The organism is Streptococcus mitis, from assembly GCF_946188695.1.
GTDB lineage: Bacteria > Bacillota > Bacilli > Lactobacillales > Streptococcaceae > Streptococcus > Streptococcus mitis_DF.
The window spans coordinates 12,489-27,592 of sequence record NZ_CAMHWI010000005.1; the positions used below are offsets into that span (position 1 = coordinate 12,489).

The window sequence follows — 15,104 nt, forward strand, 5'->3', positions numbered from 1 at the left end:
ATTTCAATTTCAATATATTTTACATTAATTTTTAAATCTCTTTTTGTTTATTATCAAAAACTTTTTTTGAATCAATGATTTTTTGGTAAAAATCATATTCAATCTCTGTAAAGTGACAGAATACTTCAGCACACTCAATTAAAATAGGATTTAGTTTTTCTCTTGGGGGCAATCCAACTGAAAATTTAATTTTGTCTCCTTTTTCAAAACATTCGGTCCAAAAAGCTTCATGAAATGCGACTTCAGACAAATGAACATAACCAGATGATTTATTATAAATTTCTTTAATCTCAGGATAATACTCCGATATCCTTTCCTTAAGATTGGCATCAGTCATCTTTCTGTTTTGATTATCTTTCAAATTTCTAATAGCTTTACCACTTAAAGTCTCTTTAATAAATAATCTTCTGTCTTCTGATATAAAAGCCGCGAAAACTCTCATAAGGTTATCAAGTTGTGTTCGTACTAAAATTCCTGCACAAGTCAGATTTCTCGTTCTTAATAAGTCTATTATTCCATCAATAAATTGAACTCGTCTGTTAAGTGCTGAAAGAAAAAATATATCATCTTCAGTAAGATTTTCACCAACAATACCTTCAGCTATTCTCTTTGATTCTTCACGATATTCTCTTAATTTATTGAAATATGTCTCTATTTCATTGAAATACTCATCATTTGTCATTAGATTTCCTCCTAATCTATCTTTCTAATATGGATTCAATCATTGGTTCAATTCCATTTTCAATCAAGTAATCTATCTTATGCTGAGCAGAAAAGCGCCCAACTTCATAGGCTATATAGCGTAAAATCTGAGCAGCCACTTCATTAACGTTGAAGGAAAATTGTCCCTTTAAAACTCTATAAGAAAGGGAAGCGAAAGGATCTGCATCTTCAAATCGTTTCAAATATTGCTCGTAGTTAGAATGAATCGTCTGAATGATATAAATCGCGTGTGTATCATCTAACTTCATAAAAATCATTAAGCTTTCAATAAAAACATTACTTTTTTTAATACATGCTTGGCATAACTCTCTTGCTGGCATTTCATAAATATAGTTTTCTATATCGTCATCAAAAATACCGCGGTCAATTTTTTCCCATATTGTTTTCTTAAAAGTTTCGTCGCTTCTAATTCTCAACCATGCATTTAATGCACTCAACATTTCAGCAGCATCTTGATACCTATAATCAGGTTCTAAATTCGTAGCTTTTTCACTAATAGAACGAAGTGAATGAGAAAAGATATTAGGATTCTTAGTCATAACAAAATTAATAATACGTCCTAGTGAATACACATCGCTTCGTTTATCAGCATCTTTTAAAAGCGTTAATTGCTCTGGTGCGCAATAAAAGAGTTGACCAAAGGAAGTTGTATCCATTGTTTGATGAGATGTCAGAGTGTTTAGGTTTTTTCCTAAACCAAAATCAGCAATCTTAATTATCCCATTCACGAAAAAAACATTGGTCGGACTTAAATCTCTATGAAGAACATCTCTTTGGTGGACGAGAGCCATAGTATAAAGTATTTGACGCAATATATTGAGCTTAGAATCCTCTGTAAGCTCACTTTCTTTAATGTAATTTGCCAATGTATAATCAGCTTTTTCCATTGTGTATGAACAATTACTACTATCGAAATCAAATACTTGAACAATACTTCCAATATCTGAACAAGATTTAGTTATTTCATACTCTCTTTTTAACCTACTTCTCAACGATTGTCGTCTAACAGATTCCTCATTTAGTTTTTTTAACACTAATCCTGTAGATTTTTGGAAATAAATATCAGCAAAGCCTCCCTTTCCAATCTCAACTAAATCTAAATCAATTTCTACTAAATAAAATTCATTTCCTCTTCTTGAGAGTTTTAAAGAATAAACAGAACAAATTTTATCTAATTCATTTATTATTTTCTGCTGATGCTCTAAAGCATCCACTTCACTTATCTGACGCTCTGTTAAAAGATATTGTTTGCTGAGTATAAGGTTGAAAAATGAATTGATAATGCCTCTAGATGAAAAGTCCAACAGCTTGTAATTCACATATATCCATCTTGTAGGAAAACCCTGTCCATAACTATCTTGGGTATGGAAATGGGTATTGAAAAAAGAAACTAGCTGAGGCCCTGATTTATAAGTAAATAGCTCTATCTCATCTCCACAGAATATCTTTGCTAGTCTTTTGTAAAAATCTGGATTGATCAATAACTCGTCCTCCTTATAGATGGTAATTCTTTAATTTAATAAATGTTGGCAGTAACATACAATCTACTTTCTCAATTAAACAGAGGGTATCGTCAAGAATAGAAAAAATATAAAATCTATCTTGAAATATAGTTACAAAATAGGTATCAAATCCCTTCGCTTTTAAACTTCTGTATTCAAATAGTGAGTGGAAATCATAATTTAACGCGCTTACAATAATATCATCCGAATTATTTGTCTCGAGTATATCAATTAGCTCAAACGAATATGGAAAAAATAATAAAAGGTTTTTCTGTTTTTCAAGCATTTTCAACACTTTTATGATATCTCTTTCAATACCATAATTTCTAATATTTAAAAAGTTTTCCCTTAATCGAGTGAGCTCTGATATATATCTTGTTCGGAATGCAACATGAATCTTAGTAGCTTTTACTTCACCGAATTTCTTTTTACTTTCATGAATACCAATTATACCATTGCCATAATTGCTAATGCCCGGAGAAAACAAATGACTAGCTTGTAATCTAGTGCTAGATGATAATAGTTTAAAGTCTATTTCATAATTTTTCGATATTGTATCACATTGACCATTATTTTCATTTAACAGTTTAGAGAAAAGAGAGTGTCCTTTTTCTTTAAAATGAGATGATCTATTAAGTAGCTCTAGCAAATAATTCTCATAATTACAATCAGGCTCTCCGTCAACAAAGTTTTTAATAATAGTAGCCGGTGGTAGCAGTTTAAATTTTATTCGTGGATCAATATTAAGGTTTAGATTCTCTTCCATAGTAGTTTCTCTATACCATTAATATGTTATGATTTAGATTTTTGGTAATAATAAACAATTATTTCTAATTAATTATACGTCGTTCAAAAAATTATTAATAACAAAAATAATAAAATCTTATGGAACAAACTTAATATATTAGAACGTACGAGAGATATCCTAGACATATTAATCACCATGATCTTTTGGCTAGCATTTCATATACTCTATGTTGAATGTTAGCAACATCTAACCTATTTGTTAGACTTTTTTTATTCATTGTGATATGCTATGTATATTAATCTATGCGATGTATGTATTTATCTATATAACTAGAAAGGAATAATTATGCCTGAAACAAATAAATATCAGTATTGTATGTACAACAATGAAGTGCTTGAACTTTACGTACTAGAAGAGGAATTCTATAAAAACAAACAAGTAACAAGCAACAAATACAGAGGTCAGCTACTATGTCCTGGCTGCCAACTAGTCCGATTATCTATAAAAGAGAATAGTAATGGGATTTACCTTTCTGCTTATCCAAACTCACATCATACCGAAAATTGCGAGTACCTACTTAATTCTGCAACAAAACGAGAATTAAGAGTATTCTATGATCAAATTACTCCTGAGAGAGCTGAACAAATATTAGAACGTATTTTAGAAGACAGAGTAGCTTTGCTAGATCTACCTCAAAATCAGAATCCTAATGATGATGTTGATGAAGGTGATGATGAGAATTACGAATTGACAAATGAAAACAGGACTAGAAAATACTTGCCTAGAAGGTCATTACAGTTACGAAAAATGGAAGAATCTGACCACCTAGTAATGTACTATGGAGAATGCAGATTGTTTATAGCGCAAGATAAGTGGGACAACTTCTATCTGAGAATTTTTCGTAATGATGAAACTACCAATTTTCTATGTAGTCTAAAAATTCCAACAAATGTTTTCAATCACTTATCAGATGATATTAATTTTATTCCTTGTGAAAAAGATTTAGACGTAAATAACTCTATGGAGAATTCCGTTCTTGCAAGAATAGCTTTTATCTCTACAATTGAGAAAAAATCATCATTTTTTAATGGGAAAATAATCCATTCTAAGCTATTAAAGGTAATTCAACTATAAATTAAACTTCTTCATAAAACCCTGTAAGTATGGGACAATAGTCTTTCTTTTGTTAATTTCAGTACATTGCAATAAAAATCATTCGAATGACTATATTTTTGACTACATTTTTCAATTGAATTTTGATTACAAATATTCGCGTGATTTTCGCGTGAATATTTTAAAATATATCTTAGAAACACGATAAAATCAAAGATTTTAATTATCAATCAAATTTACTTTTTCGCGTGACAATCGTCTTAAAAAACAAATTTAAGCAACATTATATTTTAGGAAGAAAAAATAATTCTCGGAACATTTTCGGAAACCAAAACGCAGGCTCACTTATAGGCGCTATTTTTTCTTGAACAAGCAGATGTAGTCCTGTTTACCATGAATAATATCTGATACAAAGACTTCTTTTCTATCCTCTAAAATATGATAGAAAGCTAGGTAATCGCCTAAAATAATGCATCGAGTTTTGTGGGGTAGGTATGTAATACCTCCTAATCTTTCATCAGCATCAAATCCTGCTTCTGGAAAAACTTCAAGCCGCTTCAAACCATAAAGAATATTCTTAACTGTGTTTGCTCCTGCCTGCTCTAAATCTAACTTGATTTTCTCAAAAACTATTAAATTCAAATAAGTTGAGAAAACATAAAGGGTAACAAAAAGGAACTTAAAATGATGAGTTCAGCAGGCAAGAAACTAGCACGGTCAAACGTGCTTTTTTATTGCTGATAGGTTCATTATATCACGTAGTATATAAAAGGCAAAAATAACTCATATCAAAAAAGCACTTAGATTTCTCTAGGTGCTGGAATAGGCGGGACGGGAATCCCCCGCTTTTCAGATACCCCAAGGGTGCGTAGTTCCCGATATTTCTCTACTTCTATTCTTTATCTATATTATACACCTTTTCTAACACTTTTCAACCACAAAAGCCCCCACAAAAGGACAATCAATCGTGCTTTTTTATTACCTAATAATACTATCATACCACATCTGGAATACACACTCAATTATTAGCAATCCCTCTCGGTTTGCAGTATAATGATGGAAAGGTGGGTTGATACCCACGGTTCACCAAAAAAACTGGGTTGGCGAATTTATGGAGGAGGGATTTATATGGATAAATCAAAAGATACGTGGGAAATTGATGGATATCTATGGTTACATTGTCCTGTTTGCGGAACTGAAGTTATGGACTATGATATCTGTGACGTCTGTCGTTGGCATAATACTGGTATTATAAATATTGACGGTGGCCCAAATAAATTGACTCTAGCTGAAGCCAAAGAAGCTTACGCAAGGAGAAAAATCGTAAAAATTCGAGAATTTGATACAGTGTTGTTAAAAAACGGTCAAACAGCGACAATTGTCGAAAAGTTAAGTGAAGATACTTTTATTGCTGACATAGGAGATTCCCCGAAAGACTGGGATACCATAACAATTACAATCAATGATATTGAAAAATTAGTGTATTGAAATAGCTAATATATTTGTATAGTGTTGGGAGTAACCTTAAATGAATAAAACTGGAAAAGAGAATTTAATCATTATTAACGGTAGCGAATATGTCCATTGTCCAGTATGTGGTACTGTTACAGCAGTATATGATATCTGTGATGTTTGTCAATGGCAAAATACAGGAGAAACTAATATAGATGGTGGTCCTAATAAAATGACACTTGCGGAGGCTAAAGAAGCGTATGTTAAGGGAATTCCAATAATATAACAGACTATAGTACCACGAAAGGAGAGACTGATGGAACTTAAAGAATTTAATAACAAGGTTGTCAGAATCACCGATATTGATGGCCAAATATTTAAAGGCGTAGCTCTTTACGAAGACAAAGATGTCTATGATGAAGAACTTGATGGATTATCCGTTAATTCTGGAACCAGATGGGTTAAACTCTTTGAAAATGAAATCAAGAAAGTTGAAATTACTGATAAAATCGACCAGTACCTCATATAACTGAAATAGCTTTAATCTATCTATAAATCGTCTTGCGAATATCTCACGTCGTACATCATACAATCACTTATCTTCAAGTCTAAGTCTAGTCTCTGAGTTGCTTTTTCAAAATTTTTAATACTTTTTGTTTCTTTTCTGCTTCGTCAGTGGTCAAGCTGCCACTCCTTTATGATATAATTAGTTTAAAGAGAAGTGAGGTAGAAATGATAGTGTCGCTACGCAACTTCATAGTATGAGATGACGGGACAGGCACACCGTCCACTACTCTCGAGCGCTTAGATTATGCTAAGTGCTTTTTTACATTTTCTCGATGTTCGCTCTTGGTTCAAGTCCATTCTCCATACTATTTGGTAAGGAATTAAGAGACATTTTTATCTCTCCTATCTCCTTGTCATTATGCAAGCAATTAAGGCAAGTTATTGCTTTGCTTATCTGCTTATCATTTTGTAAACATCAAATTTAAAATGATAGACTTTTAAACTTCTCTAATTTCCTCAATACCCAAACAATAAAACACTAGCAACACGTTTAAACACACGTTTCAAACATGCTGGTGTACCTAATATTGGATTCCATGGTTTTAGACACACACACGCTAGTCTCTTGCTAAACTCTGGAATACCATATAAAGAATTACAACACCGTCTAGGTCATTCTACACTGGCTATGACTATGGACACTTACAGTCATCTCTCCAAAGAAAAAGCAAAAATAGCCGTCTCATTTTATGAGAAAGCTGTTAGTTCGTTATAAGGGCTCTTTGTCAACTGTAGTGGGTTGAAGAAAAGCTAAGATCGAGAAAGGACGAAATTCGTCCTTTCTTTTTTGATATTCAGAGCGATAAAAATCCGTTTTTTGAAGTTTTCAAAGTTCCGAAAACCAAAGGCATTTCGCTTGATAAGTTTGATGAGATTATTAGTCGCTTCTAATTTGGCATTAGAATAAGGTAGTTGAAGGGCGTTGACAATCTTTTCTTTATCCTTGAGGAAGGTTTTAAAGACAGTCTGAAAAATAGGATGAACCTGTTTAAGATTGTCCTCAATGAGTCCGAAAAATTTGTCTGGCTCCTTGTTCTGAAAGTGGAAAAGCAAGAGTTGATAGAGATTGTAGTGGTGTTTCAAGTCTTCTGAATAGCTCAAAAGCTTGTCTAAAATCTCTTTATTCGTTAAGTGCATACGAAAAGTAGGGCGATAAAATCGTTTATCACTCAGTTTACGACTATCCTGTTGAATGAGTTTCCAGTAGCGTTTGATGGCCTTGTATTCATGGGATTTTCGCTCAAATTGATTCATGATTTGGACACGGACACTACTCATAGCACGGCTGAGATGTTGGACAATGTGAAAGCGGTCGAGAACGATTTTAGCACATGGAAAAAGCTGTTTAGCTAAGTCATAGTAAGGGCTAAACATATCCATAGTAATGATTTTCACCTGACAACGAACAGCTCTATCGTAGCGCAGAAAGTGATTTCGGACGACAGCTTGTGTTCTACCCTCAAGAACAGTGATGATATTGAGCTTATCAAAATCTTGTGCAATGAAACTCATCTTTCCCTTAGTGAAGGCATACTCGTCCCAAGACATAATCTCTGGAAGACGAGAAAAATCATGCTTAAAACGGAAGTCATTAAGCTTGCGAATGACAGTTGAAGTTGAAATAGCCAGTTGATGAGCGATATCGGTCATAGAAGTTTTTTCAATCAACTTTTGCGCAATCTTTTAGTTGATAATACGAGGGATTTGATGATTCTTCTTGACGATAGAAGTCTCAGCGACCATCATTTTCGAGCAATGATAGCACTTGAATCGACGTTTTCTAAGGAGGATTCTAGTAGGCATACCAGTAGTTTCAAGGTAAGGAATCTTAGAGGGTTTTTGAAAGTCATATTTCTTCATTTGACTTCCGCAATCAGGACAAGATGGAGCCTCATAATCCAGTTTAGCGATGATTTCCTTGTGTGTATCCCTATTGATGATATCCATAAATTGGATATTTGGGTCTTTGATATCGAGTAGTTTTGTGATAAAATGTAATTGTTCCATATGAATCTTTCCAATGAGTTGTTTGGTCGCTTTTCATTATAGATCTTATGGGACTTTTTTTCTACACAAAAATAGGCTCCATAATATCTATAGGGGATTTACCCACTACAAATATTATAGAGCCGTTATAAGTGATGACAAAAATGATGACAAACCCAGAAATCAACCTTTTAAGACAAAGCAAAAAGCCCACTGTTGTAGGCTTTCTGTAAGATATATCTTAAAATTAAAGCATTTTGTTGTAGAATTCAACGACAAGTGCTTCGTTGATTTCTGGGTTGATTTCGTCGCGTTCTGGCAAGCGAGTCAATGAACCTTCCAATTTTTCAGCATCGAATGATACGAATGCTGGACGTCCAAGAGTAGCTTCTACTGCTTCAAGGATAGCTGGAACTTTCAATGATTTTTCACGAACTGAGATCACTTGACCTGGAGTTACGCGGTATGATGGGATATCAACGCGTTTTCCGTCAACAAGGATGTGACCGTGGTTTACGAATTGACGAGCTTGACGACGAGTAGTCGCAAGACCAAGACGGTAAACAACGTTATCCAAACGACGTTCCAAAAGAAGCATGAAGTTGAAACCTAGGATTCCGCCTTTAATTTTTGTAGCTTGTACGAACAAGTTACGGAATTGTTTTTCACCTACACCGTAAGTGAAACGAAGTTTTTGTTTTTCGGCCAATTGCAAACCGTATTCTGACAATTTAGAACGGTTGTTTGGTCCGTGTTGTCCTGGTACGTAGTTACGACGTGCCAATTCTTTACCTGTACCTGTAAGTGAAAGGCCAAGGCGACGAGCTTGTTTCCAAGATGGTCCTGTATAACGTGACATGTGAATGTCCTCCTGATATAAATAATATTTCGGTGGAAATAGTCACTTAGAAAGCCCTGATTCGTGCAGATGCCCTTCGCCTAAACAGCCAAGGTTACTTGTCATAAGACACCTGTTGACGAGCTTCATGCTTTCCTGCTGATATTTCACACAAAATCCATTTTACCATGAATGGCTAGATTTGTAAAGGGGTTTTAGACTTTATTTTCATTGCCAGAGAGGTTAAGAAGGAGGGTAAAGGTGCTTCCTAGGCCGTACTGGCTGGTAACTGTGATTTCTCCACCCAATTGATGGGCCAATTCACGCGCAATCGCAAGCCCTAATCCATGACCACCTGTTTTCATATTGCGCGAAGTTTCGACACGATAAAGGCGTTTGAAAATATTCTCCAAATCCTCTGGGGCAATCCCCTGTCCCTCATCGGTCACACTGATTGAAAGCTGGTTATTTTCCAGCTTAGCTACCACCTCCAGCTTGGTTCCTGGAGCTGAGTATTTAAAAGCGTTATTGACCAGATTCACCAAGATGCGAGAAAGTTTGGCATAATCTCCTTCAATCCGGGCAGACTCTGGGATTACCTGCAAATGAACATCTCGCTCCTCCTGCTCAATCAAGAACTGAAATTCACTCATACACTCAATTAAGAGCTGATCCAGAAAAATGCTGTCCTTGCTGGTAGTTTCCACCTGTTTTCTAGCTGTGTTTAGGGTCAAAAAATTCAATTCTTCAACCAGTTTATTAAGTCTTTCTGTCTGGCGTCCAATGGTTGCTAGATAATGGTCCTGTTCTCCTTCCTTGATAACTCCATCCAAAATTCCTTCTACCGTCGCTTGGATTGAAGTGATAGGAGTCTTGATATCATGCGATAGCTGGGCAATCATTAAGCCCTTTTCTCGTTCGCTTTCTTCCAAGGAATCAAAGGTTGCCTGCAAATCATGGGACATTTCATTGAAGGCTTGCCCTAACTGCTGAAATTCTGCAGGCCCTTGAACCTCCAGATTTAAAGGAAAATCCTTGTCCGCTACCCGCTTGGCATGTTCCTTAAGTTTGGCCAATGATGTAAAGACTGGCGACAGGAGAAAGAGACTAATCCCAGCACCGACAAAACTTGCGATTAAAGTCATGCCAATCAGGAAATAAATTTCTCTTTGCTCAATTAACATGCGCTGGATGGCCCAAAAAACCACGATAATCGTTAGAAGTGTTGAAATGATATACCCCACTAAAATATAACTTTTTAATTTCATTGACTACCTCGTGCTTTCTCAATTTTGTAGCCCAAGCCCCAGACGGTTTTGATGGTGGGCGTTTCTGCACTAGCATGTTTAGCCAACTCCTGTCGAAGAGCATGAATATGAACATTCAAGGTATTGGTATCATCCACATAGTCTTCTTGCCAGACCTTTTCATAGAGATCTGTCTTAGAGAAAACCCGCTCTGGATTGCCGGCTAAAAGCCATAGAAGTTCGAAGGATTTGACTGTCAAATCAAGCGCCACATCTCCAACTTGAACCTCATGGCTACCGTGATTCATCCGTAAATCCCCAAGGCTGACGACTTCTGTCTCACCTCCACGATGAAGGCGACGCAAGATATTATGAACACGCAAAACCAACTCACGAGGGCTAAAGGGCTTGGCAATAAAGTCATCTGCTCCTAAGCTCAGGCCATAAATCTTGTCCTGCTCGCTTGTCTTAGCCGTAATAAAGAGAAAAGGCTGATCCGGAGATTGATACTGAACTTCGCTAATCAAATCATAACCATCCATCCGAGGCATCATGATATCTGTAATAATCAAATCAATCGGTTTTCGCTTGAAGATTTCTAAGGCCTCTACTCCATCATGAGCCACCAAAACCTGATATCCTGCCTGAACCAGATAGCGTTGATGAATATCTGTGATTTCTACCTCGTCGTCAACGAGTAAAATTGTCTTTCCCATCTGTCTCTCCTTTGAAAAAAACAGTGCTATACCACAATAGTATAACACTATTTTAATCGCTTTACGAACATTCTAATCGATATCTGAATTTTTCAAATCCTAGATAGAAAGTCTGTAGTTAGACTAGTCATTTTCCTCTTTTTTAGCTTTCAAACCGAGGCCACCTAATAGTCCTGCCAAGGCGAGTCCAAAGAATCCAAGAGTAGCCATTGATGTTTGAGCTTCACCAGTATATGGAAGCATGTCTTTTTGCTCTTTCATTTGATCAGCCATCATTGGATTTGACATCTTGTTATTAGCTGCCATCTTGCCTTCATCAGACATTTTGCTTGAGGCTGCTGGAGCTTGATCTTGTTTCATGCTTGGTGTTGCCATTGGCTGGCTAGCATCCATGGTTTTATCCTGCTCTTTGTTAGGCATCATCTTATCCTGGCTAGTAGCTGGCATTTGAGATTTCATCTCATCTTGATTGACACTTGGCATTTGAGCGTTCATCTTAGACGCATCTTGATGACTATTCATCATTGGAGCCGACATAGCTGAACCATTAGAAGATGGGACAAAGCCTGATTGCATCGGAGTAAGAGACTGATGTCCATTCAAGTTCACTGTCAAATCCTTAGTCGCTACAAGGTTGCTCAAGTCTGCCTTGCCATCTTTCGCGCCGTACACTTTGATAGTAGCTTTATAGCTTTGCGTACCATTTTGTTTCAAGAGGTCTAGAAGGTCTTTATCTGATTTTCCTTGAGTGCCAGCCAAATCCACTTCGTAGAAGTAAAGACCTTTGCCCAATTTTTCTACTGGTGGGATAGCAGGGTTTTTAGCTGAACCGTTGTCTGACCATGGAGCTTTGTCAGAAGCTTTCAAAATCAAACGAGTTAACATACCATCACCAGCGAAGAATTCGTATGGAATGACTTGGTTGACACCGGCTGTGAATGGGCCTGGGAAGTTAGCCTTATCCAAGTAAGTGGCTGGAACGTCTACTGTGTCTTTGGTATTGTCGGCTACACCTTTTTGGACTTCAGCTGGTGTAGTTAAGCCATTCAAATTGACATCCAAATCCTTAGTCGCTACGAGATTGCTCAAGTCTGCCTTGCCATCTTTCGCACCGTACACTTTGATAGTAGCTTTATAGCTTTGAGTGCCGTTTTGTTTCAAGAGGTCAAGTAAGTCTTTATCTGATTTGCCTTGAGTGCCGGCCAAATCCACTTCGTAGAAGTAGAGGCCTTTGCCCAATTTTTCTACTGGTGGAAGAGCTGGATTTTTAGCTGAACCATTGTCTGACCATGGAGCCTTGTCTGATGCTTTCAAAATCAAACGAGTTAACATACCGTCTCCAGCGAAGAATTCGTATGGAATAACTTGGTTGACGCCAGCTGTGAACGGTCCAGGGAAATTAGCTTTGTCTAGGTAAGTGGCTGGAACATCTACTGTGTCTTTGGTATTGTCAGCCACACCTTTTTGGACTTCAGCTGGAGTAGTTAAGCCGTTCAAGTTGACATCCAATTCTTTAGTCGCTACGAGGTTAGTCAAATCGGCCTTGCCGTCTTTTGTACCGTAAACCTTAATGGTAGCTTTATAGCTTTGTGTACCATTTTGTTTCAAGAGGTCTAGAAGCTCTTTATCAGATTTGCCTTGGGTACCAGCCAAATCCACTTCGTAGAAGTAGAGACCTTTGCCCAATTTTTCTACTGGTGGAAGAGCGGGATTTTTAGCTGAACCGTTGTCTGACCATGGGGCCTTGTCGGATGCTTTCAAGATAAGACGAGTCAACATACCGTCACCGGCGAAGAATTCGTATGGAATGACTTGATTGACACCAGCTGTGAATGGGCCAGGGAAGTTGGCTTTATCCAAGTATGTAGCTGGAACGTCCACTGTGTCTTTAGTGTTGTCAGCCACACCTTTTTGCACTTCAGCTGGAGTGGTCAAACCATTCAAATTTACTGTCAAATCCTTAGTCGCTACAAGATTGCTCAAGTCTGCCTTGCCATCTTTGGCACCGTACACTTTGATAGTTGCTTTATAGCTTTGAGTACCGTTTTGTTTCAAGAGGTCAAGCAACTCTTTATCTGATTTACCTTGGGTACCAGCCAAGTCCACTTCGTAGAAGTAGAGGCCTTTGCCCAATTTTTCTACTAGTGGAAGAGCGGGATTTTTAGCTGAACCGTTATCTGACCATGGAGCCTTGTCAGAAGCTTTCAAGATAAGGCGAGTCAACATACCGTCACCGGCGAAGAATTCGTATGGAATAACTTGATTGACACCAGCGGTGAATGGGCCTGGGAAATTAGCTTTATCCAAGTAAGTGGCTGGGACGTCTACTGTATCTTTAGTATTGTCAGCCACGCCTTTTTGCACTTCAGCTGGGGTGGTTGCTGGTTGCGCTTCACTTGCTTCACGGTCTTGTCCAGCAACTGTAGCTACAGGACTTTCCGCAGATTTAAGCGCATCTTCTGTTTCTTTCTTAGATTCTGGTTTTGCTTGCACTTCTTCTTTTGGCGCTACCACTTGGTCTTTATCAGCTACATTCACTTTTTCTGGAGAGCTTGTAGCATCCAAGCTTGCTTTAGGTGTTGAGTCTACCTGTTCTGAAGGAAGAGCTGTATCGACTGCTTCTTTGAGAAGTTCTACTGGTAAGTCGCTCTTTTCACTCACCGAAGTAGCATCTGGCACAACTTGAGCAGGGGTCGGATTGACCACATCGGCACGTACAGAACTTGGCTGACCAACTAGGACAAAAAAGCCACTGGCTACAACAACTGAGGCAACACCGACACTAAGACGGCGAATAGACCAACGTGTATATCTTTGATTTGGATTGAATTTCATAGGATTCTCCTTAGAGTTTTTCTTTATTTGATGACTCTAGTATAATCTCCTAAAATTAAAAAGGATTAAGAAAAAGTTAAAATTTTTCTTAAATCCCTCTTATAAAATACTTATATTAATTAAATCCATAAACAGACTTTGTGATTTGATAAACGACATTGGAAAGTTTGCGAGCTGGCAAGACTGAATGTTTGGTCAAACGGCTGAGCATGGTTTTGCGAATGGCCTGAAATACCTCTGGATTTTCCTGCTGAATATAGGTCCACAGCTCACGTTTTTTTGCAAGATGCTCCGCTGTTCCAGATCGGTTGAGCAGGGCACTGGAAATAACCGTCGTGATTTCAATATGATTCAGCAGATATTCTCGCATTTTGGGGTGGCTTACTTTAGATAAATTAAGCTGGTCTACCAAGAGTCGATTAACCTTGAGTTGCTGGTCAATGCGCTTAATCATCACTTGCTCATTGACAGACTGGTCCTCACGCCCAATCAAATAACGATAGAAATCGACAGGCAGATAGTACATGGTCTTAACCTGCTGAAGGGGGGTAAAGACAAAGAGATTATCGACATAAAAAGTATGCTCAGGCAATTGGAACTGGCTCGCTCGCAACAAATCTGTTCGATAAATCAGCGAGTGCATCATGATATACTGGCCTTTTGAGAAATTTCCGACCTGATCCCAGCCAAAAATCTGCTGGACAGGCAAGACTGACTCGTAACTCATACTCTTCTTACGAGACTGACCTTCCTTTTCATAGACAAAATTAGTCACAAAGGCATCTACCTCTTGACCCTCGCTCTCTAGTTCCTGCAAGGTTTCAAGAATCTTTAGGTAAGCACGAGGATCCACCCAGTCATCACTATCAACTACTTTAAAATAGCGCCCAGAAGCCTCCGCTAAGCCGCGATTGACGGCACCCCCATGGCCTTTGTTTTCCTGATAGATGGCTCTAACGATGCTAGGATACTTGCTGGCTAAACGCTCAGCGATTTCCTGAGTCTGGTCCTGAGACCCATCATTGATAATCAAAATCTCAACTTGCTCACCACCAATCACTAGCGACTCCACACAGTAATGAAGATAGGTTGCGGCATTATAGCTAGGGATGGCGATAGACAATAACTTCATAATCTACTCCTTTAGGGGACTGATTTTTTCTTATACTCAATGAAAATCAAAGAGCAAACTAGGAAACTAGCCGCAGGTTGCTCAAAGCACTGCTTTGAAGTTGCAGATAGAACTGACGAAGTCAGTTACCTATACCTACGGCAAGGCGACGTTGACGTAGTTTGAAGAGATTTTCGAAGAGTATTACTCTCTCTTGTCACTTCTTTCTATTCTACCATAAAGTCCAGTTTTTGAAGGACTTTTAC

General features: G+C 37.5%; 12 protein-coding genes and 4 pseudogenes. 5 read left to right on the plus strand and 11 right to left on the minus strand.

What is annotated here, in order from left to right; translation table 11 throughout:
• Positions 1–31 precede the first annotated feature (31 nt).
• The 3 genes from N8L33_RS03370 to N8L33_RS03380 are packed head-to-tail and all read right to left on the minus strand — an operon-like array spanning position 32 to position 2,991.
• On the minus strand, positions 32–682 hold the full coding sequence (locus N8L33_RS03370) for a hypothetical protein (RefSeq protein WP_261058423.1): 651 nt from the start codon (positions 680–682) through the stop codon (positions 32–34).
• Between the two features lie 16 nt (positions 683–698).
• Complete coding sequence (locus N8L33_RS03375; RefSeq protein WP_261058424.1) at positions 699–2,204, minus strand: serine/threonine-protein kinase; 1,506 nt, start codon at positions 2,202–2,204, stop codon at positions 699–701.
• Between the two features lie 13 nt (positions 2,205–2,217).
• Positions 2,218–2,991, minus strand: coding sequence for a hypothetical protein (locus N8L33_RS03380; protein WP_261058425.1), 774 nt, complete (start codon positions 2,989–2,991; stop codon positions 2,218–2,220).
• A 327-nt stretch (positions 2,992–3,318) separates the two neighbouring features.
• Here N8L33_RS03380 and N8L33_RS03385 point away from each other — a divergent pair, with 327 nt between their 5' ends.
• Entirely contained in the window at positions 3,319–4,107 is a 789-nt protein-coding gene (locus N8L33_RS03385; protein ID WP_261058426.1) for a hypothetical protein, read from the plus strand.
• A gap of 333 nt (positions 4,108–4,440) precedes the next feature.
• On the opposite strand, the gene N8L33_RS03390 is transcribed toward N8L33_RS03385, so the two are convergent.
• The gene (locus N8L33_RS03390) at positions 4,441–4,728 is read right to left on the minus strand and encodes a type II toxin-antitoxin system RelE/ParE family toxin (RefSeq protein ID WP_314725979.1); all 288 of its coding nucleotides are present in this window, start codon (positions 4,726–4,728) and stop codon (positions 4,441–4,443) included.
• Positions 4,729–5,214: 486 nt separating this feature from the next.
• Here N8L33_RS03390 and N8L33_RS03395 point away from each other — a divergent pair.
• The 4 genes and pseudogenes from N8L33_RS03395 to N8L33_RS03410 form a co-directional block, all read left to right on the plus strand.
• Positions 5,215–5,400, plus strand: a pseudogene (locus N8L33_RS03395) (CPCC family cysteine-rich protein); the annotation flags it as partial.
• Positions 5,401–5,614: 214 nt separating this feature from the next.
• Positions 5,615–5,824, plus strand: coding sequence for a CPCC family cysteine-rich protein (locus tag N8L33_RS03400; RefSeq protein ID WP_001044017.1), 210 nt, complete (start codon positions 5,615–5,617; stop codon positions 5,822–5,824).
• 30 nt (positions 5,825–5,854) lie between these two features.
• Positions 5,855–6,067, plus strand: a complete 213-nt coding sequence (locus N8L33_RS03405) for a hypothetical protein (protein ID WP_261058427.1) — start codon at positions 5,855–5,857, stop codon at positions 6,065–6,067.
• Positions 6,068–6,562: 495 nt separating this feature from the next.
• A pseudogene (locus N8L33_RS03410) lies at positions 6,563–6,820 on the plus strand (tyrosine-type recombinase/integrase); the annotation flags it as partial.
• Positions 6,821–6,855: 35 nt separating this feature from the next.
• Here N8L33_RS03410 and N8L33_RS03415 read toward each other — a convergent pair.
• The 7 genes and pseudogenes from N8L33_RS03415 to N8L33_RS03440 all read right to left on the minus strand — a co-directional run bounded on the left by N8L33_RS03415 (position 6,856) and on the right by N8L33_RS03440 (position 14,859).
• Positions 6,856–8,112 (minus strand): annotated as a pseudogene (locus N8L33_RS03415) (ISL3 family transposase).
• Positions 8,113–8,338: 226 nt separating this feature from the next.
• The gene (gene rpsD, locus N8L33_RS03420) at positions 8,339–8,950 is read right to left on the minus strand and encodes a 30S ribosomal protein S4 (protein ID WP_000092756.1); all 612 of its coding nucleotides are present in this window, start codon (positions 8,948–8,950) and stop codon (positions 8,339–8,341) included.
• Between the two features lie 194 nt (positions 8,951–9,144).
• Positions 9,145–10,197 carry a sensor histidine kinase gene (locus N8L33_RS03425; protein ID WP_261058429.1) on the minus strand — a complete coding sequence of 351 codons (1,053 nt, stop codon included), beginning with the start codon at positions 10,195–10,197 and terminating at the stop codon, positions 9,145–9,147.
• Complete coding sequence (locus tag N8L33_RS03430; protein WP_261058430.1) at positions 10,194–10,892, minus strand: response regulator transcription factor; 699 nt, start codon at positions 10,890–10,892, stop codon at positions 10,194–10,196. The genes N8L33_RS03425 and N8L33_RS03430 overlap by 4 nt, the downstream gene beginning before the upstream one ends.
• A gap of 123 nt (positions 10,893–11,015) precedes the next feature.
• On the minus strand, positions 11,016–13,571 hold the full coding sequence (locus N8L33_RS03435) for an SSURE domain-containing protein (RefSeq protein ID WP_474104146.1): 2,556 nt from the start codon (positions 13,569–13,571) through the stop codon (positions 11,016–11,018).
• Between the two features lie 54 nt (positions 13,572–13,625).
• Positions 13,626–13,727: pseudogene (locus N8L33_RS10220) on the minus strand (YSIRK-type signal peptide-containing protein); the annotation flags it as partial.
• Between the two features lie 115 nt (positions 13,728–13,842).
• Entirely contained in the window at positions 13,843–14,859 is a 1,017-nt protein-coding gene (locus N8L33_RS03440; protein WP_261058433.1) for a glycosyltransferase family 2 protein, read from the minus strand.
• Between the last annotated feature and the right edge of the window lie 245 nt (positions 14,860–15,104).

Bases quoted from the DNA above. Each gene is read 5' to 3' on its own strand.
- N8L33_RS03380 (WP_261058425.1), bottom strand. From the start codon at position 2,991: ATGGAAGAGAATCTAAACCTTAATATTGATCCACGAATAAAATTTAAA.
- N8L33_RS03405 (WP_261058427.1), top strand. From the start codon at position 5,855: ATGGAACTTAAAGAATTTAATAACAAGGTTGTCAGAATCACCGATATT.
- N8L33_RS03430 (WP_261058430.1), bottom strand. From the start codon at position 10,892: ATGGGAAAGACAATTTTACTCGTTGACGACGAGGTAGAAATCACAGAT.
- N8L33_RS03425 (WP_261058429.1), bottom strand. From the start codon at position 10,197: ATGAAATTAAAAAGTTATATTTTAGTGGGGTATATCATTTCAACACTT.
- N8L33_RS03370 (WP_261058423.1), bottom strand. From the start codon at position 682: ATGACAAATGATGAGTATTTCAATGAAATAGAGACATATTTCAATAAA.
- N8L33_RS03440 (WP_261058433.1), bottom strand. From the start codon at position 14,859: ATGAAGTTATTGTCTATCGCCATCCCTAGCTATAATGCCGCAACCTAT.
- N8L33_RS03400 (WP_001044017.1), top strand. From the start codon at position 5,615: ATGAATAAAACTGGAAAAGAGAATTTAATCATTATTAACGGTAGCGAA.
- N8L33_RS03385 (WP_261058426.1), top strand. From the start codon at position 3,319: ATGCCTGAAACAAATAAATATCAGTATTGTATGTACAACAATGAAGTG.
- rpsD (WP_000092756.1), bottom strand. From the start codon at position 8,950: ATGTCACGTTATACAGGACCATCTTGGAAACAAGCTCGTCGCCTTGGC.